This is a genomic window from Pseudomonas rhodesiae (genome assembly GCF_013285305.1).
Taxonomy (GTDB): Bacteria; Pseudomonadota; Gammaproteobacteria; order Pseudomonadales; family Pseudomonadaceae; genus Aquipseudomonas; species Aquipseudomonas rhodesiae.
Genome location: NZ_CP054205.1, coordinates 3,633,761 through 3,658,018 on the forward strand (window position 1 = coordinate 3,633,761; position 24,258 = coordinate 3,658,018).

General features: G+C 60.0%; 24 protein-coding genes and 1 tRNA gene. 3 read left to right on the forward strand and 22 right to left on the reverse strand.

What is annotated here, in order from left to right; translation table 11 throughout:
• Nucleotide 1 precedes the first annotated feature (1 nt).
• The 7 genes from HRH33_RS16360 to HRH33_RS16390 all read right to left on the reverse strand — a co-directional run bounded on the left by HRH33_RS16360 (nucleotide 2) and on the right by HRH33_RS16390 (nucleotide 8,063).
• Nucleotides 2-1,381 carry an iron-containing redox enzyme family protein gene (locus HRH33_RS16360; RefSeq protein WP_167417438.1) on the reverse strand — a complete coding sequence of 460 codons (1,380 nt, stop codon included), beginning with the start codon at nucleotides 1,379-1,381 and terminating at the stop codon, nucleotides 2-4.
• Between the two features lie 756 nt (nucleotides 1,382-2,137).
• Complete coding sequence (locus tag HRH33_RS16365; protein WP_034114134.1) at nucleotides 2,138-3,880, reverse strand: ABC transporter substrate-binding protein; 1,743 nt, start codon at nucleotides 3,878-3,880, stop codon at nucleotides 2,138-2,140.
• Nucleotides 3,881-3,913: 33 nt separating this feature from the next.
• Nucleotides 3,914-4,186 carry a DUF2160 domain-containing protein gene (locus HRH33_RS16370; protein WP_003232363.1) on the reverse strand — a complete coding sequence of 91 codons (273 nt, stop codon included), beginning with the start codon at nucleotides 4,184-4,186 and terminating at the stop codon, nucleotides 3,914-3,916.
• Nucleotides 4,187-4,197: 11 nt separating this feature from the next.
• Entirely contained in the window at nucleotides 4,198-4,998 is an 801-nt protein-coding gene (locus HRH33_RS16375; protein WP_034098580.1) for a carbohydrate ABC transporter permease, read from the reverse strand.
• Between the two features lie 10 nt (nucleotides 4,999-5,008).
• A complete protein-coding gene (locus HRH33_RS16380) occupies nucleotides 5,009-5,875 on the reverse strand; it encodes a carbohydrate ABC transporter permease (protein ID WP_034098582.1) in 867 nt (288 codons plus the stop codon).
• Nucleotides 5,872-6,969 (reverse strand): ABC transporter ATP-binding protein, encoded by a 1,098-nt coding sequence (locus tag HRH33_RS16385; RefSeq protein ID WP_167417845.1) that lies wholly within the window; start codon nucleotides 6,967-6,969, stop codon nucleotides 5,872-5,874. Before HRH33_RS16385 ends, HRH33_RS16380 begins: the two co-directional genes overlap by 4 nt.
• A complete protein-coding gene (locus HRH33_RS16390) occupies nucleotides 6,969-8,063 on the reverse strand; it encodes an ABC transporter ATP-binding protein (protein WP_123480049.1) in 1,095 nt (364 codons plus the stop codon). Before HRH33_RS16390 ends, HRH33_RS16385 begins: the two co-directional genes overlap by 1 nt.
• Nucleotides 8,064-8,331: 268 nt before the next feature.
• Here HRH33_RS16390 and HRH33_RS16395 point away from each other — a divergent pair, with 268 nt between their 5' ends.
• Nucleotides 8,332-10,161 (forward strand): sigma-54-dependent Fis family transcriptional regulator, encoded by a 1,830-nt coding sequence (locus HRH33_RS16395; RefSeq protein WP_173603525.1) that lies wholly within the window; start codon nucleotides 8,332-8,334, stop codon nucleotides 10,159-10,161.
• Here the strand turns inward: HRH33_RS16395 and HRH33_RS16400 are convergent.
• From HRH33_RS16400 to HRH33_RS16410, 3 genes are all read right to left on the reverse strand, one after another.
• A complete protein-coding gene (locus HRH33_RS16400; RefSeq protein WP_167417847.1) occupies nucleotides 10,158-11,090 on the reverse strand; it encodes a FecR family protein in 933 nt (310 codons plus the stop codon). The two genes, HRH33_RS16395 and HRH33_RS16400, sit on opposite strands and share 4 nt — an antisense overlap.
• Nucleotides 11,087-11,629 (reverse strand): sigma-70 family RNA polymerase sigma factor, encoded by a 543-nt coding sequence (locus HRH33_RS16405; protein WP_034114140.1) that lies wholly within the window; start codon nucleotides 11,627-11,629, stop codon nucleotides 11,087-11,089. Before HRH33_RS16405 ends, HRH33_RS16400 begins: the two co-directional genes overlap by 4 nt.
• Before the next feature lie 86 nt (nucleotides 11,630-11,715).
• Complete coding sequence (locus tag HRH33_RS16410) at nucleotides 11,716-13,833, reverse strand: TonB-dependent receptor family protein (protein WP_167417848.1); 2,118 nt, start codon at nucleotides 13,831-13,833, stop codon at nucleotides 11,716-11,718.
• A 230-nt stretch (nucleotides 13,834-14,063) separates the two neighbouring features.
• Between HRH33_RS16410 and HRH33_RS16415 the strand changes: the two genes are divergently transcribed.
• Nucleotides 14,064-14,345 carry a hypothetical protein gene (locus HRH33_RS16415; protein WP_034098596.1) on the forward strand — a complete coding sequence of 94 codons (282 nt, stop codon included), beginning with the start codon at nucleotides 14,064-14,066 and terminating at the stop codon, nucleotides 14,343-14,345.
• A gap of 42 nt (nucleotides 14,346-14,387) precedes the next feature.
• On the opposite strand, the gene HRH33_RS16420 is transcribed toward HRH33_RS16415, so the two are convergent.
• The 5 genes from HRH33_RS16420 to HRH33_RS16440 all read right to left on the reverse strand — a co-directional run bounded on the left by HRH33_RS16420 (nucleotide 14,388) and on the right by HRH33_RS16440 (nucleotide 18,851).
• Nucleotides 14,388-15,701 carry a methyl-accepting chemotaxis protein gene (locus HRH33_RS16420; protein ID WP_123480054.1) on the reverse strand — a complete coding sequence of 438 codons (1,314 nt, stop codon included), beginning with the start codon at nucleotides 15,699-15,701 and terminating at the stop codon, nucleotides 14,388-14,390.
• 134 nt (nucleotides 15,702-15,835) lie between these two features.
• The gene (locus tag HRH33_RS16425; RefSeq protein WP_034114144.1) at nucleotides 15,836-16,105 is read right to left on the reverse strand and encodes a hypothetical protein; all 270 of its coding nucleotides are present in this window, start codon (nucleotides 16,103-16,105) and stop codon (nucleotides 15,836-15,838) included.
• A gap of 133 nt (nucleotides 16,106-16,238) precedes the next feature.
• Entirely contained in the window at nucleotides 16,239-16,955 is a 717-nt protein-coding gene (locus HRH33_RS16430) for a hypothetical protein (RefSeq protein ID WP_243269824.1), read from the reverse strand.
• Between the two features lie 786 nt (nucleotides 16,956-17,741).
• On the reverse strand, nucleotides 17,742-18,458 hold the full coding sequence (locus HRH33_RS16435; RefSeq protein WP_167417849.1) for a class I SAM-dependent methyltransferase: 717 nt from the start codon (nucleotides 18,456-18,458) through the stop codon (nucleotides 17,742-17,744).
• 302 nt (nucleotides 18,459-18,760) lie between these two features.
• Nucleotides 18,761-18,851, reverse strand: a tRNA-Ser gene (locus HRH33_RS16440).
• A gap of 152 nt (nucleotides 18,852-19,003) precedes the next feature.
• Here HRH33_RS16440 and HRH33_RS16445 point away from each other — a divergent pair.
• Nucleotides 19,004-19,675 (forward strand): Bax inhibitor-1/YccA family protein, encoded by a 672-nt coding sequence (locus HRH33_RS16445; protein WP_034098601.1) that lies wholly within the window; start codon nucleotides 19,004-19,006, stop codon nucleotides 19,673-19,675.
• A gap of 62 nt (nucleotides 19,676-19,737) precedes the next feature.
• Here HRH33_RS16445 and murB read toward each other — a convergent pair whose 3' ends face one another.
• The 7 genes from murB to HRH33_RS16480 are packed head-to-tail and all read right to left on the reverse strand — an operon-like array spanning nucleotide 19,738 to nucleotide 24,258.
• On the reverse strand, nucleotides 19,738-20,757 hold the full coding sequence (gene murB / locus HRH33_RS16450; protein WP_167417850.1) for a UDP-N-acetylmuramate dehydrogenase: 1,020 nt from the start codon (nucleotides 20,755-20,757) through the stop codon (nucleotides 19,738-19,740).
• Complete coding sequence (locus HRH33_RS16455) at nucleotides 20,754-21,218, reverse strand: low molecular weight protein-tyrosine-phosphatase (protein ID WP_167417851.1); 465 nt, start codon at nucleotides 21,216-21,218, stop codon at nucleotides 20,754-20,756. Before HRH33_RS16455 ends, murB begins: the two co-directional genes overlap by 4 nt.
• On the reverse strand, nucleotides 21,218-21,982 hold the full coding sequence (gene kdsB / locus HRH33_RS16460; RefSeq protein ID WP_167417852.1) for a 3-deoxy-manno-octulosonate cytidylyltransferase: 765 nt from the start codon (nucleotides 21,980-21,982) through the stop codon (nucleotides 21,218-21,220). Before kdsB ends, HRH33_RS16455 begins: the two co-directional genes overlap by 1 nt.
• Nucleotides 21,979-22,164: a Trm112 family protein gene (locus HRH33_RS16465; RefSeq protein ID WP_011060103.1), complete on the reverse strand. Its 186-nt coding sequence runs from the start codon at nucleotides 22,162-22,164 to the stop codon at nucleotides 21,979-21,981. The genes kdsB and HRH33_RS16465 overlap by 4 nt, the downstream gene beginning before the upstream one ends.
• A 23-nt stretch (nucleotides 22,165-22,187) precedes the next feature.
• Nucleotides 22,188-23,198, reverse strand: a complete 1,011-nt coding sequence (gene lpxK / locus HRH33_RS16470; RefSeq protein WP_167417853.1) for a tetraacyldisaccharide 4'-kinase — start codon at nucleotides 23,196-23,198, stop codon at nucleotides 22,188-22,190.
• Nucleotides 23,198-23,626 carry an ExbD/TolR family protein gene (locus HRH33_RS16475; protein WP_034098611.1) on the reverse strand — a complete coding sequence of 143 codons (429 nt, stop codon included), beginning with the start codon at nucleotides 23,624-23,626 and terminating at the stop codon, nucleotides 23,198-23,200. The genes lpxK and HRH33_RS16475 overlap by 1 nt, the downstream gene beginning before the upstream one ends.
• Complete coding sequence (locus HRH33_RS16480) at nucleotides 23,623-24,258, reverse strand: MotA/TolQ/ExbB proton channel family protein (RefSeq protein ID WP_034098613.1); 636 nt, start codon at nucleotides 24,256-24,258, stop codon at nucleotides 23,623-23,625. The genes HRH33_RS16475 and HRH33_RS16480 overlap by 4 nt, the downstream gene beginning before the upstream one ends.

Below are 24,258 nucleotides of genomic sequence, written 5' to 3' on the forward strand. Positions count from 1 at the left end.
CTTAGCGCAGGCGCGCGCGCAGTTGGATAAAGCGGCGGGTGGCGTACAGCCCCGCGGGGGTGCAGTGGCGACGGGCCGATAACCACGGCAGCAGCTCAGTGAGCTGCTGTTGATCGGTGAGGTTGCACAGCGATTCGACCAGCGCCTGAGTGTCCGGGTCCGTCGGCCGGTGCGCGTCGCGGGGCAGCGGTTTGCCACGACCGGGGCGCACCGCAGGCACGCGTTCGGCGCTGATCCAATCACTGGCGATCCAGTCATGCAGCACCTGTTTTTCATAGCCGCTGAACACCCCGAACATCGCCGCACCGGCGCCTTCGATCAGTTGCCAGAAGCGGCTTTCGGCGGGGTCCTGGTTGCGTTTGATCCAGCCCTTGTCTTCCAGTGCCTGGAGAAACGCGCCGATCTGCCCGGGCTTGGCGAGCCATTGGTTGACGGTCTTGCCTTCGAAGCGGCAATAGTCCGAATGCATGTGCTGACCGAAGGTGCGCTTGCGCTCGAGCATGGCCACCAGTTCGTCGTGCAGGTTGAAGCTATTGATCACGGCTGTAGTGCCCGGGCCCAAGTCATTGAGGCGATAGCCCTCGGCCACACGTCGATAGAAGTCCGCCCTGCCCTCGCCCAACGGCAACAGGTCGATGACCGATTGCGCCGCTTTGCAGGCGTGTCCGGTGCTGGCGTTGTCGATGGTTACATGGAGCGTGAAGTAATAGGGGTCGATGCCCAGTTCGCTCAATTCATACGAGGTGATCAACAGGTGCAGGGGCAACTGCTCATAGCCCAGGTTGTAGCCGATGATTTCCGGCAAGAAGTCCTCACCGCACAGACCCAGCGCCAGCTGCAGAGCGCCTTGCAGGTAGTGATCGTCGTCCAGGCCGGCTTCGCTGGTGGCATCGTGGTCGCTGAGCAGCTTGCGGTAAATCACCACATGATTCTGCGCGGCGTGGCCGTCGCCCAACTCTTCCAGGTAGGTGGTGAGCAGGCCGTCAAAGCGCGGGTCGTGCCAATGGGGCAGCAGGCCATACAGCCAGGCGCCGTCGACCTGTTTGGTCGGCGCCACGCGCTGCAGGCAATACAAGGCATGGGCCTTGTTGTGAAAAAATCGACGGGGCCGGCCTTGCTGGCGTTGCTCCAGATACTCGGCGTAGGCCTGGGCCACTTCGGCGCAGCGCTGCTCCACCCAAGCGGTCAGATGTTCAGGCACCTCGGGCAGGTCGCCGGGCAACTTGCGCGCCTGGGCCAATTGCGCTTGCACAAAATCCCGTGCGGCTTCTCCGGCACCCTCGGCTTCGCTGTACAGCTGTTGGTACAGGGCGTGATAACGACCGTGAGCCGAATGATGCATCGAGGCCGGCTGGCCTGAGAGCGCTGTGAGGAACGTCATGATGGCAGTGTCCGCAAAGTCCTAAACAACCAGGCCTCCCGACAAGGCGGCCCCATAAGCACGCTGAACGGCGCGTGTCTAGAATGCAGAGCCTCGGGAGGTGCGGAAAATTCAAATCCGATTAAGACGGGGTGGACCAGCGGTCGATTGCTGTAGCGCAGAATCGGCCTGAAAGCCTTGGCAGGGCAAGGCCTGGCAGAGGTTATGGGGTGGAGAGACTTGTGTAGTGAACGGGCACGTTTGTGTGGTGAGCGGGCTTGCCCCGCGCTGGGTTGCGAAGCAGCCCCAAACCCAGGCACCTCGGTGTGTCAGCTAAACCACATCGCCTGGAATGGGGCCGCTTCGCAGCCCAGCGCGGGGCAAGCCCGCTCACCACAGAGTTATTTCAGCCTTTGAAACGTGTGTAGAGATCTATGGCTATTGGGCCAGATGCACCGAGTTGCCGGGTGGTGGCCCAGAGGAACTTAACTGTGGGAGGGGCTCACCACAGAGCTATTTCAGCCTTAAAACTTGTGTAGAGATCTATGGCTATTGGGCCAGATGCACCGAGTTGCCGGGTGGTGGCCCAGAGGAGTTTAACTGTGGGAGGGGGCTTGCTGTGGTGAGCGGGCTTGCCCCGCGCCGGGCTGCGAAGCAGCCCCTATCTCAGGCGATGTGTCCCATCTGACACACCGAGGCACCTTAAAAAGGGGCTGCTACGCAGCCCAGCCCGGGCGGTGCGACGATTCGACAAGCCCGCTCACTACAAATAGGCGCTTACTTGCGCGCCGCCTCCCATTGTTTAAGCAGGTCGTTGTAGCCGACAGTCTCGCCTTTGGGCTTCTCGTTGGCCAGTTTCGGCTTGGGTGCGCCCGGTTGGTCGAACCAGTATTGCGCGTCACGCTCGGGGTTCATTTTCGGGCCGCACACCGGCTGCACCTTGGAGCGTTCCAGGCGCGTCATGATCGCGTCCTGCTCCTTGGCCAGGTTGTCTAACGCCTGTTGCGGGGTTTTCTCGCCGCTGGCGGCGGCGGCGATATTGCTCCACCACAGTTGCGCCAGGCGTGGGTAGTCCGGCACGTTGGTGCCGGTAGGCGTCCACTCCACGCGGGCCGGGCTGCGGTAGAACTCCACCAGCCCGCCGAGTTTCGGCGCCATGTCGGTCATGGCCTGGGAGTTGATGTCGGACTCACGAATCGGCGTCAGACCAACGATGGTTTTCTTCAGCGACACGGTTTTCGAGGTCACGAACTGCGCATAGAGCCAGGCCGCCAGTTTCTGCTTCTCGGGGGTGGACTTGAGGAACGTCCAGGAACCTACGTCCTGATAGCCCTTTTTCATGCCCTTTTCCCAGTAAGGCCCTACCGGCGACGGCGCCATGCGCCATTTCGGTGTGCCGTCGGCATTCACCACCGGCAGGCCCGGTTTGGTCATGTCGGCGGTAAACGCGGTGTACCAGAAAATCTGCTGGGCGATATTGCCCTGGGACGGCACCGGGCCGGATTCGGAGAAGGTCATGCCCGCTGCTTCCGGTGGCGCGTAGGCTTTCATCCAGTCCACGTATTTCTGGGTGGCGAACACCGCCGCCGGGCCATTGGTGTCGCCGCCACGGGTGACACTGGAACCCACCGGGTGACAGTCCTCCACGCGAATGCCCCACTCGTCCACCGGCAAACCGTTGGGCAGGCCTTTGTCGCCGCCGCCGGCCATGGAGAACCAGGCATCGGTGAAACGCCAGCCCAGGGACGGGTCTTTCTTGCCGTAGTCCATGTGCCCATAGATGCGTTTGCCGTCGATTTCCTTGACGTCTTCGCTGAAGAATTTGGCGATGTCCTCGTAGGCAGACCAGTTCACCGGCACACCGAGTTCATAGCCGTACTTTTCCTTGAACTTGGCTTTCAGCTCCGGGCGTTCGAACCAGTCGGCGCGGAACCAGTAGAGGTTGGCGAACTGTTGGTCAGGCAGTTGGTAGAGCTTGCCGTCCGGACCGGTGGTGAAGGACAGGCCGATAAAGTCCTTGAGGTCCAGGGTCGGCGAGGTGAAGTCCTTGCCTTCGTTGGCCATCAGGTCGGTGATCGATTCGGTCTTGCCATAGCGAACGTGGGTACCGATCAAGTCGGAATCGTTAACCCAGCCGTCATAGATGTTTTTATCGGACTGCATCTGGGTTTGCAGTTTCTCCACCACGTCGCCTTCCTGCAGCAGGTCGTGGGTCAGCTTGATCCCGGTGATCTCGCTAAAGGCCTTGGCCAGCACCTTGGATTCGTACTCGTGGGTGGTGAGGGTTTCCGACACCACGTTGATCTTCATCCCACGGAACGGCTCCGCAGCTTTGATAAACCACTTCAACTCTTCGAGCTGCTGGGCTTCGGTGAGGGTGGACGGTTTGAACTCGCTGCCGATCCATTTTTTCGCGGCGTCTTCGTAGGCATCGGCCCAGGCCGAAGCGCTCAAACCGCTCAGGGCCAGTACGGCGGCCAATGAAATGCTATGTCGCAGCTTATTGTTCTTATTCAACATAGAGACCTCCTGGTTGTTTATTTCATAAGGGCATCAGCCCCAACGCATCACACTCAACAGCCATACCAGGGACAGCGCGGACGCTACCCAGATGCTCCAGTCGGTAACGCCGATTACCAGCAAATGCAGGTAGGCGCTGCCGAGAAGACCGATAAACAAACGATCGCCACGGGTGGTGCTGATCGGCAGAAACCCGCGCCGCGGGATGCTCGGCGAACGCAGCTCCCAGGTAGTCATGCCCGCCAGAATCAGGGCGATGCCGCCAAAGAACAGTGCGGTGGGGGTGGTCCAGGCCATCCATTCCATCATCGAATCCTCTAGACCCGGCCCAGGGCAAAGCCCTTGGCCACGTGGTTACGAACAAACCAGATCACCAGCATGCCCGGCAGGATGGTCAACACCCCCGCCGCGGCCAGCACGCCCCAGTCGATACCGGAGGCCGACACCGTGCGGGTCATCACCGCCGCGATGGGCTTGGCGTTGACCGACGTGAGCGTGCGCGCCAGCAGCAGCTCGACCCAGGAAAACATAAAGCAGAAAAATGCCGTCACCCCGATGCCGGAGCCGATCAACGGCACAAAAATCTTCACGAAGAACTTAGGAAACGAGTAACCGTCAATGTAGGCGGTTTCGTCGATTTCCTTGGGCACGCCGGACATAAAACCTTCCAGAATCCACACCGCCAACGGCACGTTGAACAGGCAATGGGCCAGCGCCACAGCGATGTGGGTGTCGAACAGGCCGATGGAAGAGTAGAGCTGGAAAAACGGCAGCAAAAACACCGCCGGCGGCGCCATGCGGTTGGTCAGCAGCCAGAAGAACAGGTGCTTGTCCCCCAGAAAGCGGTAGCGCGAAAACGCATAGGCCGCCGGCAGCGCCACGCTCAGGGAGATCACCGTGTTCAGGCTCACGTAGTACAACGAATTGAGGTAGCCGGTGTACCAGCTCGGATCGGTGAAGATCACCTTGTAGTTGGCCAGGGTGAAATCCTGCGGAAACAACGTCAGGCCGCCGAGGATCTCGGTGTTGCTCTTGAAGGACATGTTCAGCAGCCAGTAGATCGGCACCAGCAGGAACAGGATGTACAGCAACAATGGAATCAGCTTGCGTTTGCTCATGTTGGCGGCCTCAGCGGTTGGCGTCGGAGTGGGTCATGGCGGTGTAGAACAGCCAGGACACCAACAGGATGATCAGGAAATACACCAGGGAAAACGCCGCCGCCGGGCCCAGGTCGAATTGACCTACGGCCATCTGGGTCAATGTCTGACTCAGGAACGTGGTGGCGTTACCCGGTCCGCCGCCGGTCAGGACGAAGGGTTCGGTGTAAATCATGAAGCTGTCCATAAAGCGCAGCATCACCGCGATCAACAGCACGCTCTTCATTTTGGGCAACTGGATATGTCGGAAAACTGCCCAGGCCGACGCGCGATCAATACGCGCAGCCTGGTAGTACACGTCCGGAATCGCCCGCAGGCCGGAATAACACAGCAGGGCCACCAGTGAGGTCCAGTGCCATACGTCCATCACCAGCACCGTGACCCAGGCGTCCATAGTGTTGGCCGCGTAGTTGTAGTTGATCCCCAGGGCGTTGAGGGTCGAGCCCAGTAGGCCGATATCGGCGCGGCCGAAGATCTGCCAGATGGTGCCCACCACGTTCCACGGAATCAGCAGCGGGATAGCCAGGATGATCAGCACCAGCGACGACCAGCGACCTTTGGTCGGCATGGTCAGGGCAATGGCGATACCCAGCGGGATTTCGATCAACAGCACGCAGGCCGAATAGATGAACTGGCGCAGCAACGAGTCGTGCAGGCGCGGGTCGAGCAGCACCTGCTTGTACCAGTCGGCCCCGACAAAGTAGCGGCTGGACTGGTCGAAAATATCCTGCACCGAGTAGTTGACCACGGTCATCATCGGGATCACCGCACTGAACGCCACCAGCAGGAACACCGGCAGTACCAGCCACCAGGCTTTGTTGTTCTGCACCTTGTTCATGGCAACACCTCCAGCAGGTAGTCGTCGGCGTAGAGCATCAGCCATTGCGCGGGGAAACTGATGGAAGCCTTGAGTACGGGCACCGGTTTGTCTTCGGCCAGGCGCACTTTGAGCGTCGCACCGTCAAGGTCGAGGGTCATGATCTTGTAGGTGCCGAGGTCTTCCAGATGCGTGATATCGGCTTGCAGGGCGTCAGGGTTGTGCTCGTCCCAAACGTGGATAAATTCCGGGCGGATGCCGACCTGCAACCTCTGGTAGCTGGTCTCGGCAAGGCGCTGTTGCATTGCAGTGGATAGCGGCAGGTGGGTGCCGGCAAAGCGGACCCCGCCCGCCTCGGCCTGCACCTCGATCAGATTCATCCCAGGGCTGCCGATGAAATAGCCGACAAAGGTATGGCTGGGCCGTTCGAACAGCTCTCGCGGCGTGCCGAATTGCACAATCTGCCCGCCGTACATCACCGCGATTTTGTCGGCGAAGGTCGAGGCTTCCAACTGGTCGTGGGTGACGTAGACCATGGTGATATTGAACTGCTCATGGATCTGCTTGAGCTTGCGCCGCAGCTTCCACTTCAGGTGCGGATCGATCACCGTCAACGGCTCGTCGAACAGGATCGCCGACACGTCGTCACGCACCAGGCCGCGGCCCATGGAGACTTTTTGCTTTTCGTCGGCGGTGAGGTTGCGGGCTTTTTTGTTCAGCAGGTTTTGCAGGTCGAGGACTTCAGCGATTTCCTGCACTTTGCTGTGAATTTTCGCCTCGGCCATGCCTTGGTTGCGCAATGGAAAGGCCAGGTTGTCGAACACAGTCATGGTGTCGTAGACCACCGGGAACTGGAACACCTGGGCGATGTTGCGTTTTTCCGGCGTAAGGTCGTTGACCACTTGGGTATCGAACAGCACCTGGCCTTCGGACGGACTGAGCAACCCGGAGATGATATTGAGCAAGGTCGACTTGCCGCAGCCCGAAGGGCCGAGCAAGGCGTAGGCACCGCCCTGCTCCCACACATGGTTCATTGCCCGGATCGCGTAGTCTTCAGGCCCGTTCGGCGTAGGACTGTAACTGTGCGCCAGGTTCTGCAAATGGATCTCGGCCATCAGGCAACCCTCGCGACACGGCGCCCGGGGGCCTGGACCAAGCGGCCCTGACCATCGAACACAAACAGTTTATGGGTGGGGATATACACGCGGATCGGCGCATCGACGTCGTACTCATGCACCCCCGGCAGGTGCAGCACCAGTAGGAAATGTTCGCTGCGCACATGCAAAAAGGTTTCGGAGCCGCTGATCTCAGCCACTTCCACGGTCACCGCCAGCTCCAGGTCATCGTCGTTGCTCGGCACCAGGCTGATATGGCTGGGGCGTACGCCGAAACGGAACTCGCCCTCTCCGATCGGACGCAGGTCCACGTTGAGGGGGAAATGCACGAAATTGGCGAAGCTCACTTCGTTGCCGCTGATCCGCCCGGGCATCAGGTTGATCGGTGGTTCGGAAAACAGCTCGGCGGCCAGTACCGTCTGGGGCTGGTGATAGACCTCGGCGGCCTTGCCACTCTGGATCACTCGGCCTTCGTGGAGGATGGTGGTGGTGCCGCCCAGGGCCAGGGCTTCGTTGGGCTCAGTGGTGGCATAGATGGCGATGGTGTGCCGCGCGGCGAACAGCTCGCGCATTTCCTGACGCAGCTCTTCGCGCAGTTTGTAGTCCAGGTTCACCAGCGGCTCGTCGAACAGGATCAGTTCGGCATCCTTCACCAAGGCCCGGGCCATGGCGGTACGTTGCTGCTGGCCACCGGACAGTTCGAGCGGGTGGCGTTGCAGGAATTTTTCGATGCGCAGCATCCTGGCGGTTTCCAGCACCTTGCTCTGGATCAGCTCATGGGCCATGCCGGCCTGGCGCAACGGCGAGGCGATGTTCTCGAACACGGTCATGGTCGGGTAGTTAATGAACTGCTGATAGACCATCGACACATTACGCAGGCGCACCGGCTTGTGGGTGACGTCCACGCCGTTCATCAGGACGCGGCCGCTGTCGGGCTTGTCCAGCCCAGCCATCAGACGCATCAGGCTGGTCTTGCCGGAGAGCGTCCGGCCAAGCAGAACGTTGAAGGAACCGGGTTCGAAACGCAGGTTGGCGTCGTCGATCCAAGTCTGGCCTTCGACAACGCGGGAGACATGTTCCAGGGTCAATGACATGACACGACCTTTTTATTATTGGAATGAATCTGGCCAGTCGTCAGAGCGAGTTTCGTGCCAAAAATGCAGGTACTTGATTCACAAGGAAATGGGGCTTAGGTGATGTTCAGGAGTGAACAATTTGGTTGAGCAAGTGAACAGTTTGGGGCTTGACAGTGAACAGTTCTGAACAACACTCTTTGAAGCCGATTGAATGCTCAACGCATTTTGTAGCGGTGGCGTCAGTAGATTGCGCAAGACCCCAAAACAATAAAAAGAAGGTCGCCCCATGGCCGAACCCTTGGCTCACGACACCATCATTCAGGACTCCTGGCGCCGTTGCCGCGCTTTTGGCCTGGACCACCAAAGCCCGCCCAGCTTTGACCAACTGCCTGCAGAGGGCATCAGCCAATTGCTGGAGAGCCAGCATTCCCTGGTGCAGACCACTCACCAGGAAGTCCTGCCCTACTACGAAAATATCCTCAGCAACTCCAACTGCCTGATCATGCTGGCTGACAACCAGGGCCAAGTGCTGACGTCGTGGGGCACCCAGCGTTTTATCGAACCCAAGCTGGCCCGTGGTTTCAGCGCCGGCGCCAGCTGGCTGGAGCGCGCCAGCGGCACCAATGCCATCGGCACCGCCTTGGCCTGTGCCCAGGCGGTGCACATCGCGCACGACGAACACTTTCTCAAGGCCAACCGCTTTATGACCGGTTCCGCGGCGCCGATCTTCGATGCCCAGCGCGAAATCATCGCGGTGTTGGACGTTTCCAGCGACAGCTACCTGCCACCCTCCCATACCCTCGGCATGGTCAAGATGATGAGCCAGACCGTGGAGAACCGGTTGATCCTCAACCTGTTTCGCGGCGAGCACTTCCAGCTGACCTTCAACACCGGTTTGAGCAATCTCGATAGCCAGTGGGCGGGGTTGCTGATTTTCGATGAAAGCGGCCAGGTGCTCTCGGCCAACCGTCGCGCCGACAACCTGCTGGGCATCAGTTTGTCGCGCGTGATGATCGACAGCCTGTTCAAAGTGTCGTTGCTGGAATTGCTCAACCAGCCCGAAGGCTTGCCGTTCTCATTGCAGGCGGCCGGGCGCAACCGTTTCCAGTGCCTGCTCAAGCGCCCCCTCCAGCAGCCGGTGCAGGCCCGCGTATTTACCGATCCCAAGGCTCGCGAACCGCGCCCTACGCCTGCCCCCACGGCCATCGGTCTCAAGACTCTGCACTTTGGCGACCCGCGCGTGGAAAAAGCCGTGCGCCAGGCCGAGCGCCTGCTGGAAAAAGACATTCCGCTGCTGATCCACGGTGAAACCGGGGTGGGCAAGGAAGTGTTCGTCAAAGCCTTGCACCAGGCCAGTTCCCGCAGCCGCCAGGCCTTTATCGCGGTGAACTGTGCGGCGATTCCCGCCGAATTGGTGGAATCGGAGTTGTTCGGCTACGAAAAAGGCGCGTTCACCGGTGCCAATCAGAAAGGCAGCATCGGCCTGATCCGCAAAGCGGACAAGGGCACACTGTTTCTCGATGAAATCGGCGACATGCCGCTCCCGACCCAGGCGCGGCTATTGCGGGTTTTGCAAGAACGCTGCGTGCAACCGGTGGGCAGCAGCGACCTGTTCCCGGTGAATCTGCGCATAATCTCCGCCACCAATCGAGCCTTACGCGAGTGGGTGCAGGCCGGGCGTTTCCGCGAGGATTTGTTCTACCGCATCGGCGGCCTGACCCTGGAACTGCCCCCATTGCGCGAACGCCGTGACAAACAGGCGCTGTTCCAACAACTGTGGCAACAGCATCGCGAGCCGACGCAAAGGGCCGGCTTGAGCGCCGAGGTGCTGGCGCTGTTCGAGCAGCACCCTTGGCCGGGCAATCTGCGCCAGGTCAGCAGCGTGCTGCAAGTGGCGCTGGCGATGGCCGAAGAGCAGCCGATCCGCGCTGAGCATCTGCCGGACGACTTCTTCGTCGACCTGGACCGGGCAGCGCCGGCCCCGGCCAACGATGGGCTGGACGACAGCGACGACCTGACCCGGCGCCTCAAAGCCGCCGGCGGTAATATTTCCCACCTTGCCAGGGAACTGGGAGTGAGCCGAAACACCTTGTATAAACGCCTGCGCCAGCACTAGCGCGGCTTGACCAACACCAGCAGGTCGGTGAAGTACTCGACCTGAATCGGCAGGTTATCGGCTAATGCCGACAGCGCCGCCGAGGTGTCATCCAGCTTGAACACCCCGGACACGCGCATATCGCCCAAAGCAGCGGCATCGAACCGCAACAGGCCGTGGCGATAGCTGGCCAGGGTTTGCAGCACCTCGGCCAAGGGTTGGTCGTTGACCTTGAGCAGGCCACGGGTCCAGGCGTCCGCGTCGGCATTACCGATAGACTGGGGCGGCTGGGCGCGGCCGTGATCCACCACCGAGCGTTGCCCGGCCGTGACCTTGACGCTTTCGCTGGCCTGCCCTTTGACCGCCACGGTGGACTCGATCACCGTCACCACCGTCGAGCCGTCCGCCGCGCGCTTGACCAGGTAGCGCGTACCCAACGCCGTCGCCGTGCCTTGGTCGGTGCGCACCACGAAGGGCCGTTGCGCGTCCTTGGCCACATCGACCCACAGCTCCCCCTGCAACAGCTCGATCACTCGCTGATGGCCGTCGAATTTCACGTCCAGCGCCGAGTTGCTGTTGAGCTGCAACTGGCTGCCGTCTGCCAGGGCGATTTGGCGGCGCTCGCCGACGCCGGTGCGCTGGTCGGCCATCCACACCGGCATATGTTCCAGGCTCAGCCATCCGCACAGCAACACACCGAGCAGGCCTACCACCTGGGCTCCGCGCGCGCGTGGCGTGGGAAAAGCGCGCTTCAGGGCAATGCGCGCCGGTTGCGCGGGTACGGTGTCGAAACTCCCCCACAGGCCGCGCATACGCTCGATGGCCACCCCGTGGCGCGGGTCGGCCTGGCACCAGGTCTCGAATGCCCGCCGCTCGGCTTCGCTGACATCTTCGTCGTGCAGACGCGTCAGCCAATTCGCCGCTTGCTGAATGATCTGTTCGGAACTCACGACAGCGGGTCCGCCGCGTGCAGGCTGTGGTAGCAGTGCACCAGGGCACTGGAAATGTAGTTTTTGACCGAGCTGGGGGACACGTTCAAGCGCAGGGCGATTTCGCTGTAGGTCAGCCCGTCGAGGCGGCTCAGCAGAAACGCTTCGCGGGCCTTGGCCGGCAAACCGGTGAGCATCTCGGCGATACGCTCCAAGGCTTGCAGTGCCACATGAATGGCCGCCGGATCGGGCATGCCGGCATCTTCACTCTGGATTGCCAGCGCTTGCAGGTAGGCTTTTTCAATGCGCCGCCGACGCGCGCCATCGATCAGCAGGCGCCCCGCCGTGGTCGCCAAAAAGGCTCGCGGCTCTTGGATGTGCTGCGGCTCGGACAGCATCAAGACGCGAATAAACGCATCATGGGCCAGGTCCGCAGCCTGTTGCGAGCACCCGAGTTTTTTGCGCAGCCAACCGTGCAACCAGCCATGGTGTTCGCGGTACATCGCCGTAAGGGTCTGCTGACGCACTGGATCGCCCAGCGCGGCCGGAATGTCATGCATGCGCAAAAACTTCTCAAATGGGAAATATTACCAATTGCGCGAACAATGCCAGTAAAACGCTATGGGAGCAAGGGCTGACACCCGGCTTAACGCCAGCTCCATGACACGCCGGTGTAAATGCCACGACCGTCCGCCGGGGTTGAACGCGCGGCATCCAAGCCTTTGTCGTCGTAACCGGGCGTCACGGTGTTGGCGTAACGCCGGTTGGTCAGATTGCGCAGGTCGACCCAGGCTTGCCAGTCTTGTTTGGGGGCGTCGTAACCAAGGGTGACGCCCAGTGTGGTGTAGGACGCGGCGTAGTAGGAATTGGCGTAATCCACCGCCACTCGCGACGAATGCTCAGTGTTGAGGCTGGTGTAGAACCCCGTCGGGTGGCTGTAGCGCAGTTGCGCCTGGTAGTAATGCTTGGGGATGCCCGGCAAGGTGTTGTCGCCAAAGCGCTCGTCGTCGCGGTAATGAAAGTCACTGAAGGTGTAGGCCTGGCGCAGGGCGAGCTGACCGTTGCGGCCGCCCTCCCACAGCGGACTGAGCAGGCTCAGTTCTACGCCCTGATGCACGGTGGGGCTGGCATTGGATTCGGCGATCACGGCATTGGACGTGGCTGTTTGTGCCTGGGTCTCGACGCTGAGCAGTTCGTGGCGCACCTCGGAGCGATACAGCGCCAAGTCCCACTGACCAAACCACTGCTCGCCCCGCCCGCCGATTTCCAGGGTAGTGGCGGTCTGGTTTTTCAACTTCACGCCTTCACGCTGCAAGCCAGTGGCCGGGCCGCTGTCTTTAGGGAAATAGCGGTTGGAACCCCAGATCATCGACCAGGCGTGCGGCGGCTCCACCGAGCGGCTCAGGTTGCCGTACACCTGCAATTGCGCGGTGAAGTCATAGCGCAGGCCGATGCGCGGCGCGTAGTCCCAATCGTGCTGGCTGACCGGCGTGCCCGTGGCCGGGTAGGTCACTTCGGTTTCGCGGCGGGTGTAGATCGCCGCAAGGCCAGTGGTCAGCCACAGGTCCGGAACCAGCTCCAGGTCGTTGCCCACATGCAGCACGGTGTCGGAACCCAGGTAGCTGTAGTCGCGGGTTTTAGTGCCGGGAGCGTAGGACGCGGTATTACCCGCAGGAGTGCGTACATATTCCGACGTGCCATTGTTGGGCATTGCCTGAGTGGTGCGCAGCCCCACGGTGGTCTTGCTGTCGTGGCCGAACAGCGTGTCCTGGCGGATGTAATTGAGGGTGCCGCTGATATCGGTGTAGGCGACTTTCAGGCGATTGGTGCCTTCGCGCAGGTCCATGGGGTAATCGTGGTAGGCCAGGCCTACCTCGACCCGACTGTTGTCATCCAACTGCAAGGTGGTCTTGTTGGCCAGCCAGGTGGAACCGGGTTGCAGGCGCTTGGAATCGCGGGCGGCATTGAGGCGATTGGCTGCGCGTGGATCATGGCTGATCTGGTCACGGGTGAGTTTGCCGGGAGTGTCGTTGGTGGTTTCGCGGTAGCGCAGGTAAAAACGCGTCTCCAGATTCGGGTTGAAGCGATAGCCGAAGTTGGCGGCAACCCCTTTGCCGGTGGCGGCGCTTTGGTGTTGATAGCCGTCGGACTCGGAATCGGTAAGGCTGATGTAGTAATCGGCATCCCCCAGCACCTGGCCCGAACTGATCTCACGCTGCCCGTAGCCACGGCTGCCCATCTCATAGCGCAGTTGCAGCTTGGGCGCGTCGTAGCCGGTGCGGGTCACGTAATTGACCGCCCCACCCAGCGCCAGCGCGCCTTGGTCAAAACCGTTGGCGCCACGCAACACCTCGACCCGGCTTTGCCATAGCGGGTCTTTGAGTTCGTAGGGCGTGCCGCCGGGACCAGTCAATGGCAGGCCGTCGAACATTTCGTACAAGCCGGAGGCGTGGGCGCCTGGGCCGCGATTGAGGCCCGAGCCGCGAATGGACAGTTTCACCCCTTCGTTATTAGCCGCCTTGGCGTACACCCCAGCCTGGTACTTGAACACGTCCTCGTTGGAACTGACCCGCCCCTGCTGCACGCTGTTCATGTCGATGTAGTTAGTGGCGCCAGGCACGCTGCGCAATTGCACCTGTGCCACTTCGCCAGCACTGGCCTCGCTGCTGGTGACTTCCACCGGCGCCAATTGCAGTTCTTCGGCATGCGCCAGAGAGGTCAGGGCAAAGGCAGCAAACAGAAACGGAGGTTGACGCAACAGCATGAGGGCAAATCCTTGAAATTCGGAGGCGTGCAAGGCTTGGCCCAGCACGCGGGCAGTGTTGGGAAGGCAACGGTGGGCGACAAGTCACGCCCGATTAGCACATCGAACTTTCCCACGACAGCATCAGAACCGAATGAAGGCAGAACAGCACGTCGCAACCCGACGAAACCTCCAGCACCTGCGTGAGGTCCACTGCTCAACTCACCGCGCGCATTCAAAAGGAAACCACTATGTCGCTGACACACGAAGGTACCGCCCATGTACTCCTGGCCTCACGCCACCTCGGCGCCGAGCCGGAGGAATGCCCGAACCCATCGGTCAATATTCGCCTGTCGGAAAATGGCACGCCGACCATCGTGCGCCTGGAGGCGGATGGTCCGCTGCAATGGCCGGGGCACGCCAACCATGTCACGGTGACATTGCCCCAGGGGCGGGAAATAAAGGGGGTGATCGTGGAGATCAATCGGCAAACAGATAACGCCCACTGGCTGACGTTCAGCCTGGATGACTGAACGCACTTAGCCCGTTAGTTGCCTGATCGAGCGCGTCAGGCGCTATTGCAGCTCGTTGGCAAAGCGCCCTACTGCACTGACCACTTGCTTGGCGCCGCCTTGGATTTCGGTGATGACCGCACCGGCCTGGTTGGCCAATGTCAGGCCTTGCTCGGCCTGTTCGCGGCTGCTGAACATTTCGGCGATGGCTTCATCGGCCAGCCTCTGGTTCTGTTGAACCACGCTGACAATCTCCTCCGTCGCGGCACTGGTACGACTGGCCAGCTGCCGGACCTCATCGGCGACCACTGCGAATCCTCTGCCCTGTTCACCCGCCCGCGCGGCCTCAATGGCCGCATTGAGCGCCAACAGGTTGGTTTGCGCGGCGATACCACCGATGGTCTGCACAATCGCACTGATCAACAACGATTGCTTGCCCAGCGCCTCAATGCTGCCGGTGGCCGACTGCATTTGCGTGGCGATGTTCTGCATGGTCTGCACGGTATTTTGCACCACCGCCGCGCCGCGCTCGGCGGTCACATCGGTTTGCTGTGACACTTCATAGGCCACCCCGGCAGCTTCCTTGACCTCTGACTCCCTCAAGACCTGGTCGGTTACCACACTGGCAAACTTGACCACTTTGCACAGGTTACCTTCGGCATCGTGCACAGGGTTGTAGGTCGCTTCGAGCCACACTTCATGGCCACGACTGTCCAAGCGTTTGAAACGGCTGGCCACGTATTCCCCGCGGTTGAGCGTCTGCCAGAAATGGCTGTACGCCGGCGACGCCGCTTCCTGCGCGGTGCAGAACATGCTGTGTTTCTTGCCCACGATCTGGTCGAGCGTATAACCCATGGCGTCGAGAAATTGTTTATTGGCGGTGACTACGGTGCCATCCAGCTTGAACTGGATGACCGCCGTCGAGCGCAACAACGCGTTGATAAACGCTTCGTTTTCCTTGCCGATTTCGATGGCGCGAGTGACTTCTGCGCCGTATGCCTGTACAGATGAAAGCTGGCCATCACGCCCTTTAATGGGGAGCCAGGTCAGGTGGAACCAGGCCAGGCTGCCATCGTTACGCAGGTAGCGATAATCATCGTTGACCGGCTCGCAGCGCGCGACCGCCGCATTGAAATTTCGAAAGCACGGCAGGTCCTTGACGTAAGCCGGGACAATTTCATTCAACAGGCGTCCCTCCACTTGCTCACGGGAATAGCCCAAGGCCCGCGCGAACGCCTCATTCACGACCGTGATGCGAAAGTCGGCATCCAAGCGTATCGAGATCATGCCTCGATCACATTGAGCGACGAGTTGACGGAGCAGGAAGAGTTCGTCGTCCTGGTCCAGAAGGTCCTTCTTCAAGCGTCGATTAAACATGTTGGCGTCCACTGAGGGTTGTCATCACTGCATCGGCTAAGTCGTCCAATGCTTAAACACCGGTCGACGAACTGTCATGATAGCTCTCGGTTGAAGACGCGCCAGGCCGTCTTGCGGCCTGTGGTATGAGCGTTTCAGGGGATGGGTATTTGCAGCGTCTGCATCAATTCATCGGCCTCGGAACCTGGAGTAAACCTGAAGCCCTCCATTTCCTCGGTCGCCAGTATTTCCCCAAGGGCTGCCAGCAATTGCGTTTCGTTAGGCGACTCACTCAGTAACTTATGCGCCGGCAACAGCACTTCAGCGCCGACATCCTGGACCGTTGCGGCATTGATCACAGCGAAGAGCATAAAGCGCAGGCGTATTTCGCGATCAGTAGGCCAGACCGTTTTTCGCTTACCCAAGGTAGGGCCTCGTTTTTTCAGAAAAGTCCGAGGCTATTGCCGAGGCAGAAGTGTTTCAAGCACCGCCATGCAAGATAGGCTGTTTCCTACGGAGGAAAGGGAAGCAACGCACCCGCCGGGACGAAAACGGCGATCACTGCACCGGTAGAAAATTCATCAGCAGCAGACTTTGCGCATAATTCAGGCCGATGCGCCGATAGCGCTCATCGAGCATTTGCGTGAGCAGGTCCAAGCGCGCCACTATTTTGCCGAACTCGACCGCAAAACTGAGGTTGCTGCCCTCCTCCGATATTTCGTTGGAAAACAGCAGTAGCACACCGTTCGCATCCTGGCGCTGGCTGAGCAGCCAGGTGGCTTTCTCGATATTGCGCGCCGCGTTGCTGACGAACTGCGGGTTGATCGAATCGGTCAAGTAGAACTCGGTACGCCCGCCATGGGCGGTCACGATCATACTGCCGATGGCATAGATAAACGCACCGACGCGGTCGCCCTTGAACTCTGGGCTCAACGAATAACTCAACGCCGCCAGGTCCCGACGTTCGCCCAAGGCCGCCAGCGGCCGACGTTGCTCAATGGCCTGGCGAATCTCCCGCTGCGCGCTCACCGCATCCGGGTAACCCGACTGCCGCCACTGGTTGGGGTTACGCAAATACAGCTTGCTCATCAGTAAATACAGGCTTTGCAGATTGTCACGCATACCCAGGGTGGCCATACGGTCGACGCTGGTCTGAAAGAATTCATCGGGCTTGCCATTGCTGAACTGCTTGGCGATATCACGGCCCTGCTGCTGGGTGCAACCGGAGGCCGCCAGCACGATACAAGCCATCGCTGGTAGCGACAGCCGGCGCATTCGATTAAAGATTGAAACCGTTGACCTGCGATCCATTGGCACCCGATTTGACGACTCTGCCCACGCAGGAAGTCGGCATGGGTCGGACACAGATAGATCGGAAAAATGACGAAAAGTGCAGCGCAGGTCTACAGTTGTCGTAACGGGAACGTGCTGCACCCGTGGACAATTCATTACACGACCTATACTGAATACGGGCAACGACTTGTTTAACCGGAACCTTACCGTGAGGGTCAGGGCAATGAAACATCCTATTCGTGCTCAAATGTTTGCACAGATGATTTGCCTGCTGTCGGTGGTTCAGCTTTTTTGTTGATCGCGCAGTAATGTCCGTGCGAACCGCCACTGCCATTTCATCGGCAGCGCCATTGAGCGGAAAAAGCGTCGCTGACGGATGAGTACGGCGACGCTAGCAATAGTTCGGCCAATCAACAGGCACCAGGCGCAATGCCGCTCTTGTTAAAGTCCTTCAAGGGTTCCGGTTTCTAGCCCTAAATATCGCGGTCGCGATAAGCAGGCTCAGTGGGTGGAGGCGTGACGACGCCGAGGTGTCGGCGACACGCGACATCATGGCTGTGTCTCGTCGCGGTCGCTGTGGGAGAATGCTGCGGGTGGGCGCGAAATACCGACCAGCCACATCTTGGCAAAGACCCGGCAAAAACCCTCACAGCCGGTGGCATCTGCATTGAAATTGCAGGGCGACGAAGACGTCGTGCACTTGGATCGGCTGGGGATGGTTGACCGTTTTCAACAGAATCGACCAGAAGCAGCCATTCGCGGCTATGTTCAGACCACTTTGCACGTCAACCACGCCCCCCAGAAAAGGCTGCTGAAGAAACGGGTAGCGTCTCCAAATCCGGCGTCATACAAGAGTTTTTGAACCGCCGCCTCGGAATGTGGAGGATCAGCGCCTTGAAGGATTTTCCCAAGCTTGACCTTCACTTCATCCGCGCTGGCCCCATGCTGCCGCCACCGCTGCCCCCAGGCCGCAAGCAGTAACGGCTGGCTGGCGTAAGCGTATTGATTCCCCGCGACAATCAGCGGCGCACCCGGTTTTAGATGAGCCCGAATGGATCGTAAAATTTTTCGCTTGGTTTCATCTCCATTCAGATGATGGAGTACACCGATCAAAGTCGCTGCGTCGTATGACCCATCTGCTGCCAGGTCTTCAACTTGCCCAAGATACATGATCGTTCTTTCAAGCAAGTTGTTTGCGTTTAACTGCTGCTTTGCTGCCTCCAGCATCGGCTCGGAAGGGTCAACGGCCGTAAAGCGCCAACTCGGTTCAAGCTTAGCCATCGCAATAATCTCCTGCGCCGTACCGCCAGCGCCAGCGACCAGGATTTTTGCCGAACTTGTATTACCCAGGCTTGCCGCCAGCATGCACGCAGCCAAGTCTTGGCAGGCGTCATATCCCGCTAACGCAATACGGCTCTGTCGACCGTACTCATTGGCTCGGGCGGTATCAAATTTTTCAACTGAGTCGAGAGGGGATGATTTCAATGCGGGTCTCCATGTCCTGACACCAAGCTAAGCCAGACACCGCAATAATAAAAATTCATTAGTTTTATGTGGCGCATTCCTGGAAGGAATACACAGTGCAAAAATGGCTGCACTTAAAGAGGCGACCAAACCCGCAGGGTTGATCGAGTGGCGCTACGCATTACACACCTCGCTCACAAATCTGGTGGGGACCGTAGGAAACCAGCTGAAATGATCTGGAAACGATCCATCCCTACGCTGAGAGTTTTGCCAAACCCCAGAAACACAAAAGCCCCGCAATTGCGGGGCTTTCGTTTGAATCTTGGCGGGAAACCAGGGATTCGAACCCTGGAGACGCTATTAACGTCCGCCGGTTTTCAAGACCGGTGCATTCAACCACTCTGCCAATTTCCCTTGTGCGACACAGGAGAATAATAGCCCATCCCGTCTCAGCGGGCGCCATAATACCCGAATGAAACACACTGTCAAACTCTCGCCATCGCTTGTTACAGAGCGTCTGTTATGATCTTTGCGACTGAACGTTTCAAAACCCAAGGAGTGTCGCCATGCGCGAACAGAATTACGCAGTGAATGGCAACGCCCAGGCTGAGCAGCTTGAAGTCAGCCGCGTGTTGCGCAACACCTATGGCCTGCTCGCCCTCACCCTCGCCTTCAGTGGCGTGATGGCGTTCGTGGCGCAGCAGATGCGTGTCGGCTACCCGAATATCTTTGTGGTGCTGATCGGTTTCTACGGTCTGTTCTTCCTCACCAACAAGCTGCGCGATTCGGCCTGGGGCCTGGTGTCGGCGTTTGCCTTGACCGGTTTCATGGGTTTTATCCTCGGCCCGATTCTTAACCGCTACCTTGGAATGGCTGGCGGCGCAGAAGTGGTCAGTTCGGCGTTTGCCATGACCGCGCTGGTGTTTGGTGGTCTGTCGGCTTATGTGCTGGTCACCCGTAAAGACATGAGCTTCCTGGGCGGCTTCATCACCGCAGGTTTCTTCGTGTTGCTGGCGGCTGTGGTTGCGGGCATGTTCTTCCAGATCAGTGGCCTGCAACTAGCGATCAGCGCCGGTTTCGTGCTGTTTTCCTCGGTGTGCATCCTGTTCCAGACCAGCGCCATCATCCACGGCGGTGAGCGCAACTACATCATGGCGACCGTGAGCCTGTATGTATCGATCTACAACCTGTTCATCAGCCTGTTGCAGATCTTCGGCATCATGAGCCGTGACGACTGATTCACTGCGGTATAAAAAATGCCCCGCATCGAAAGATGCGGGGCATTTTTATTTTCGCGGGATCAATACTGGTTGGGTTCCATTTCCAGCTCAACCTTGAAGCGCTCGGCAATATCGCGCTGGATGCGCTGGGCCAGGTGGGCGATGTCGTGTCCTGAGGCGCCGCCATAATTGACCAGAACCAACGCTTGCAGCGCGTGCACGCCTGCGTCGCCCTCCCGGAAGCCCTTCCACCCGGCCTTGTCGATCAGCCAGCCGGCGGCGAGTTTCATCTGCCCGTCGGCCTGGGGATAGGCCACCAGATCCGGATACAGCGCCTTGAGCTCTTCGGCCAACGCCTTGGATACCAGCGGGTTTTTGAAGAAGCTGCCGGCGTTGCCCAGCACGGCCGGGTCCGGCAGTTTTTCCTGGCGGATACTGCAAATTGCCCGGCTCACATCACTCGGCGTGGCCTCGGTAATGCCCTGCCCGGCCAATCGTTGCTGTACCGGGCCGTAATCAAGCTTGAGGTGATTGGCACGGCTGAGGGCAAAGCGCACACGCAAGATCAGCCAACGACCGGTCTCATGCTTAAACACACTGTCGCGATAGGCGAAGCCGCAGTCTTCCAGGCTAAAGTCGCGCAATTCCCCAGTGTGGCGATCCAGAGCGGTCAGGCCTGCAAACACGTCCTTGATCTCTACGCCATAGGCGCCGATGTTTTGCATGGGGGCCGCGCCGACGGTGCCTGGGATCAGGCTGAGGTTTTCCAACCCACATAAGCCCTGCGCGAGGGTCCACAGCACAAAGGGATGCCAAGCCTCCCCTGCCTCGGCTTCGACCACTACCTGCATGCCGTCATCCTGCAATATCCGGATGCCTTGGGTAGCCATGCGCAGCACCAGCGCTGGAATATCCTGGGTCAGCAGCAAGTTGCTACCGCCGCCAATCACTAACAGTGGCAGCGACCGCGTCGCAGCAAAGGCCAGCGCTTCGCGCACATCGTCATCGCTGTGGGCTTCGGCAAACAGCTGAGCACGCACATCGATGCCAAAGCTGTTGAATGGCTTGAGCGACGCTTGCGGGCGCACATGCAGAGTCATAACCGCCCCTTCAATTCAACCACCAATAAATCGCAGGCCCGCTCGATCAGGTCCAGGACCCGTTCGAAGCCTTGTTCGCCCTCATAATACGGGTCTGGCACTTCGTCCACTTCCCCTTCGTAACGGCGCAAAAACAGGTCAAGTTCCGCCTTGCCCTGAGTGGGTTGGAGCGCCTTGAGGTTGCGCAGGTTGCTATGGTCCATGGCCAGGATCAGGTCGTAACGAGCAAAATCGGCGCGCGAGAACTGCTGGGCGCGCTGGGCCGACAAGTCATAACCGCGCACCAGCGCCGCCCGCTGGCTGCGCTGGTCGGGCGGGTTGCCGACATGCCAGTCGCCGGTACCGGCCGATGCGACCTCAATTTGACCCGCCAGGCCCGCCTCACGCAATTTATGGCGCAGAACCCCCTCGGCAGTCGGCGAACGGCAGATATTGCCCAGGCAGACGAACAAAACTTCCATCAAGCCCCCAGCAAACGACGGACGCGCTCAAGGTCTTCCTGGGTATCGACACCGGCCGGCGGTGCTTCCAGGGCGTCGCCCACATGAATGCGCACGCCATGCCACAAAGCCCGCAGTTGCTCTAGGGATTCGGTGTTTTCCAACCAGCACGGGCCCCAGTTGACAAAGTCATGCAGGAACCCGGCGCGGTAGGCATAGATACCGATATGGCGGCGATAAGGCACACCTTCGGGCAACGCGTCGGGGCGCTTGGCAAACGCATCGCGCGCCCACGGCAAGGTGGAACGGCTGAAAGTCAGGGCAAGGCCATTGATATCGCTGACCACCTTGACCACGTTAGGGTTGAACAGGGTTTCGATATCTTCAATCGGCTCGGCCAGGGTCGCCATGCGCGCTTCACCATGGGCAGCCAGGTTGGCGGCGACCTGATCGATCACACTGGGCGGGATCAGCGGCTCGTCGCCTTGCACATTGACCACGATAGCGTCTGGCGCCAGACCCAGTTGCGTGGCCACTTCGGCAAGGCGATCCGTACCGGAATTGTGATCTTCACGCGTCAGCACTGCTTCAGCGCCAAAGCCTTTGCAAACGTCGATGATGCGCGGGTCGTCGGTGGCGACCACCACCCGCTCGGCGCTGCTTTTACAAGCCTGTTCCCATACCAGCTGGATCATCGGCTTGCTGCCGATCAACTGCAGCGGTTTGCCGGGCAGACGGGTCGATGCATAACGCGAGGGGATAACAACGGTAAAGGCGGTGGTCATTTATCCAGACGCTCTTCGGTGGTCAGGGTGCGGGCTTCGCTCTCCAGCATCACCGGGATGCCATCACGAATCGGATACGCCAGACCGGCGCCTTTGCTGATCAGCTCGGTTTTGTCGGCACTGAGCTTGAGCGGGCCTTTGCAGATCGGGCAAGCGAGGATATCGAGCAGTTTGGTGTCCATGAATATGTCCTGGTAGGCAGCGTTTAAGGCAAGTGACGGGTGGGCAACAGGCGTAAGAGTTGCGCATCGAACCAGGCGACGAACGCCGGCGACGGCAGCGCATCCACCGCAAGGTACCACCAGTCGGGCTGGGCAAAGGCGCGGCACTTCACCGCGTCTTTCTCGGTCATGACCAGCGGCAATGACGGGGTAAAATTCAAGACCTCGGCGCTGTACGGTGCATGGTCGGCAAAAGCATGGGGTATCGGCCGCCAGTGTAGCGTTTCAAGGGTATTGAAGAAACGTTGCGGGTTACCGATGCCGGCGACCGCATGCACCGCTTGGCCCTTGGCAAAATGATCCACCGGCCGGCGCTCACCGGTCTCTAGGTTAACCAGAGCGGTGGGTTGCAGACTGAAGGCAAACCCGTCGTCGCGGTCACGGGGGGCACCGTTGTACAGCAACGCATCGACACTCTGCAGTCGCTCCAACGGTTCGCGCAAAGGCCCGGCAGGCAGGCAACGGCGGTTGCCCAAGCCACGGGCGGCATCGATCAGCACCAGCTCCAGGTCACGGGCCAGACGGTAGTGCTGCAAGCCGTCGTCGGAGAGGATCAGGTCCAACGGTTCGCTGGCCAGTAATGCCTCGACCGCACGACTGCGGTCCGGATCGATCATCAAGGGCACACCGCAGCGCTGCACGATCAGCAAGGGTTCGTCACCCGCCGTCTCGGCGCTATGGCCGGCCTCGACCCGCCACGGCAAGTGCGGCGGCTTGGCGCCATAGCCTCGGCTAACCACGCCCACGCGCAGGCCGCTACGTCGGCAGTGCTCGATCAGCCACAGGATCAATGGCGTCTTGCCGGTGCCCCCCACGGTGATATTGCCGACCACCACCACCGGCACCGGCGCTCGATAGATCTGGCCCTCTCCCGCCAGGAATCGCGCGCGCTTGCGCTCAACCACCCGGCGATACATCGCCTCCAGCGGCCGCAACAACAGCAGCGCCGGATGACCTTCGTACCAGCCTTTAAGCAATCGATCGGACATGGCCATCAGGGTTGGCTCGCCGCCTCGACGGTGCTCATGCGCAAATGGCTGAAGCCAAGTTTGCCGGCGGCGTCCATTGCGGTGATGACGGCCTGGTGCTGGGTCTTGCCATCGGCGCTGATGGATAGCGGCATCTTGGTATCGCCACCGGACTCCTTCTGCAAAGCGTCCATCAGACTGTTGAGATCGTTTTTCTCCAGCACCTGGTTATTCACCGAAAACACGCCCTCGGCGCTGATGGCGATATCCAGTTGCTTGACCTCCTGATCTTCGGCCGGCGAACCGCTCACCGCTTCCGGCAAGTCGACACGCAGCTCGGTCTGCCGGGTGAAGGTGGTGGTGACGACAAAAAACAGCAGCAGGATAAAGACCACGTCGATCAGTGACGCGAGGTTGATATCGACATTTTCCCGTTGCTTGCGGCGAAATTTCACGCTTTGTCCCCAACCAGATCCACGTCGCGATCCCCCTGCACCACCTCGACCAGCTTGATGGCTTCCTGCTCCATGCCGACCACCAGCTCATCGACGCGCCGTTGCAGGAACCGGTGGAAGAACACCGATGGAATCCCCACCATCAAGCCCGCCGCCGTGGTAATCAGCGCCTTGGAAATACCGCCGGCCAGCACGGCCGCGTTAGCGCTCATGCCGGTGCCCATGAACGAACTGAAAATATCGATCATGCCCAGCACCGTACCCAGCAAACCGAGCAGCGGCGCCATGGCGGCGATGGTGCCGAGGGCGTTGATGTAGCGCTCCAGTTCGTGGATCACCCGCGCGGCGGCCTCTTCGATGCACTCCTTCATGATCTCGCGACCGTGCTTGGAGTTGGCCAGGCCCGCGGCCAGAATCTCACCCAGCGGCGAATCGGCGCGCAGGGCCTTGAGCTTTTCCTTGTCCAGTTGTTTGTTCTTGATCCAGGACCAGACCTGCCCCAGCAGATGCTCAGGGGTGACACGACTAGCACGCAAGGTCCACAGGCGTTCGGCAACGATGCCGAGCGCGGCGATGGAACTCAAGATGATCGGCAACATCATCCAGCCGCCGGATTTGACCAATTCCCACAC

Excerpts from the sequence above, each read along its gene's own strand:
- HRH33_RS16360 (WP_167417438.1), bottom strand. The coding sequence starts at position 1,381 with ATGACGTTCCTCACAGCGCTCTCAGGCCAGCCGGCCTCGATGCATCAT.
- HRH33_RS16365 (WP_034114134.1), bottom strand. The coding sequence starts at position 3,880 with ATGTTGAATAAGAACAATAAGCTGCGACATAGCATTTCATTGGCCGCC.
- HRH33_RS16370 (WP_003232363.1), bottom strand. The coding sequence starts at position 4,186 with ATGGAATGGATGGCCTGGACCACCCCCACCGCACTGTTCTTTGGCGGC.
- HRH33_RS16375 (WP_034098580.1), bottom strand. The coding sequence starts at position 4,998 with ATGAGCAAACGCAAGCTGATTCCATTGTTGCTGTACATCCTGTTCCTG.
- HRH33_RS16380 (WP_034098582.1), bottom strand. The coding sequence starts at position 5,875 with ATGAACAAGGTGCAGAACAACAAAGCCTGGTGGCTGGTACTGCCGGTG.
- HRH33_RS16385 (WP_167417845.1), bottom strand. The coding sequence starts at position 6,969 with ATGGCCGAGATCCATTTGCAGAACCTGGCGCACAGTTACAGTCCTACG.
- HRH33_RS16390 (WP_123480049.1), bottom strand. The coding sequence starts at position 8,063 with ATGTCATTGACCCTGGAACATGTCTCCCGCGTTGTCGAAGGCCAGACT.
- HRH33_RS16395 (WP_173603525.1), top strand. The coding sequence starts at position 8,332 with ATGGCCGAACCCTTGGCTCACGACACCATCATTCAGGACTCCTGGCGC.
- HRH33_RS16405 (WP_034114140.1), bottom strand. The coding sequence starts at position 11,629 with ATGCATGACATTCCGGCCGCGCTGGGCGATCCAGTGCGTCAGCAGACC.
- HRH33_RS16410 (WP_167417848.1), bottom strand. The coding sequence starts at position 13,833 with ATGCTGTTGCGTCAACCTCCGTTTCTGTTTGCTGCCTTTGCCCTGACC.
- HRH33_RS16415 (WP_034098596.1), top strand. The coding sequence starts at position 14,064 with ATGTCGCTGACACACGAAGGTACCGCCCATGTACTCCTGGCCTCACGC.
- HRH33_RS16420 (WP_123480054.1), bottom strand. The coding sequence starts at position 15,701 with ATGTTTAATCGACGCTTGAAGAAGGACCTTCTGGACCAGGACGACGAA.
- HRH33_RS16430 (WP_243269824.1), bottom strand. The coding sequence starts at position 16,955 with ATGCGCCGGCTGTCGCTACCAGCGATGGCTTGTATCGTGCTGGCGGCC.
- HRH33_RS16445 (WP_034098601.1), top strand. The coding sequence starts at position 19,004 with ATGCGCGAACAGAATTACGCAGTGAATGGCAACGCCCAGGCTGAGCAG.
- murB (WP_167417850.1), bottom strand. The coding sequence starts at position 20,757 with ATGACTCTGCATGTGCGCCCGCAAGCGTCGCTCAAGCCATTCAACAGC.
- HRH33_RS16455 (WP_167417851.1), bottom strand. The coding sequence starts at position 21,218 with ATGGAAGTTTTGTTCGTCTGCCTGGGCAATATCTGCCGTTCGCCGACT.
- kdsB (WP_167417852.1), bottom strand. The coding sequence starts at position 21,982 with ATGACCACCGCCTTTACCGTTGTTATCCCCTCGCGTTATGCATCGACC.
- HRH33_RS16465 (WP_011060103.1), bottom strand. The coding sequence starts at position 22,164 with ATGGACACCAAACTGCTCGATATCCTCGCTTGCCCGATCTGCAAAGGC.
- lpxK (WP_167417853.1), bottom strand. The coding sequence starts at position 23,198 with ATGGCCATGTCCGATCGATTGCTTAAAGGCTGGTACGAAGGTCATCCG.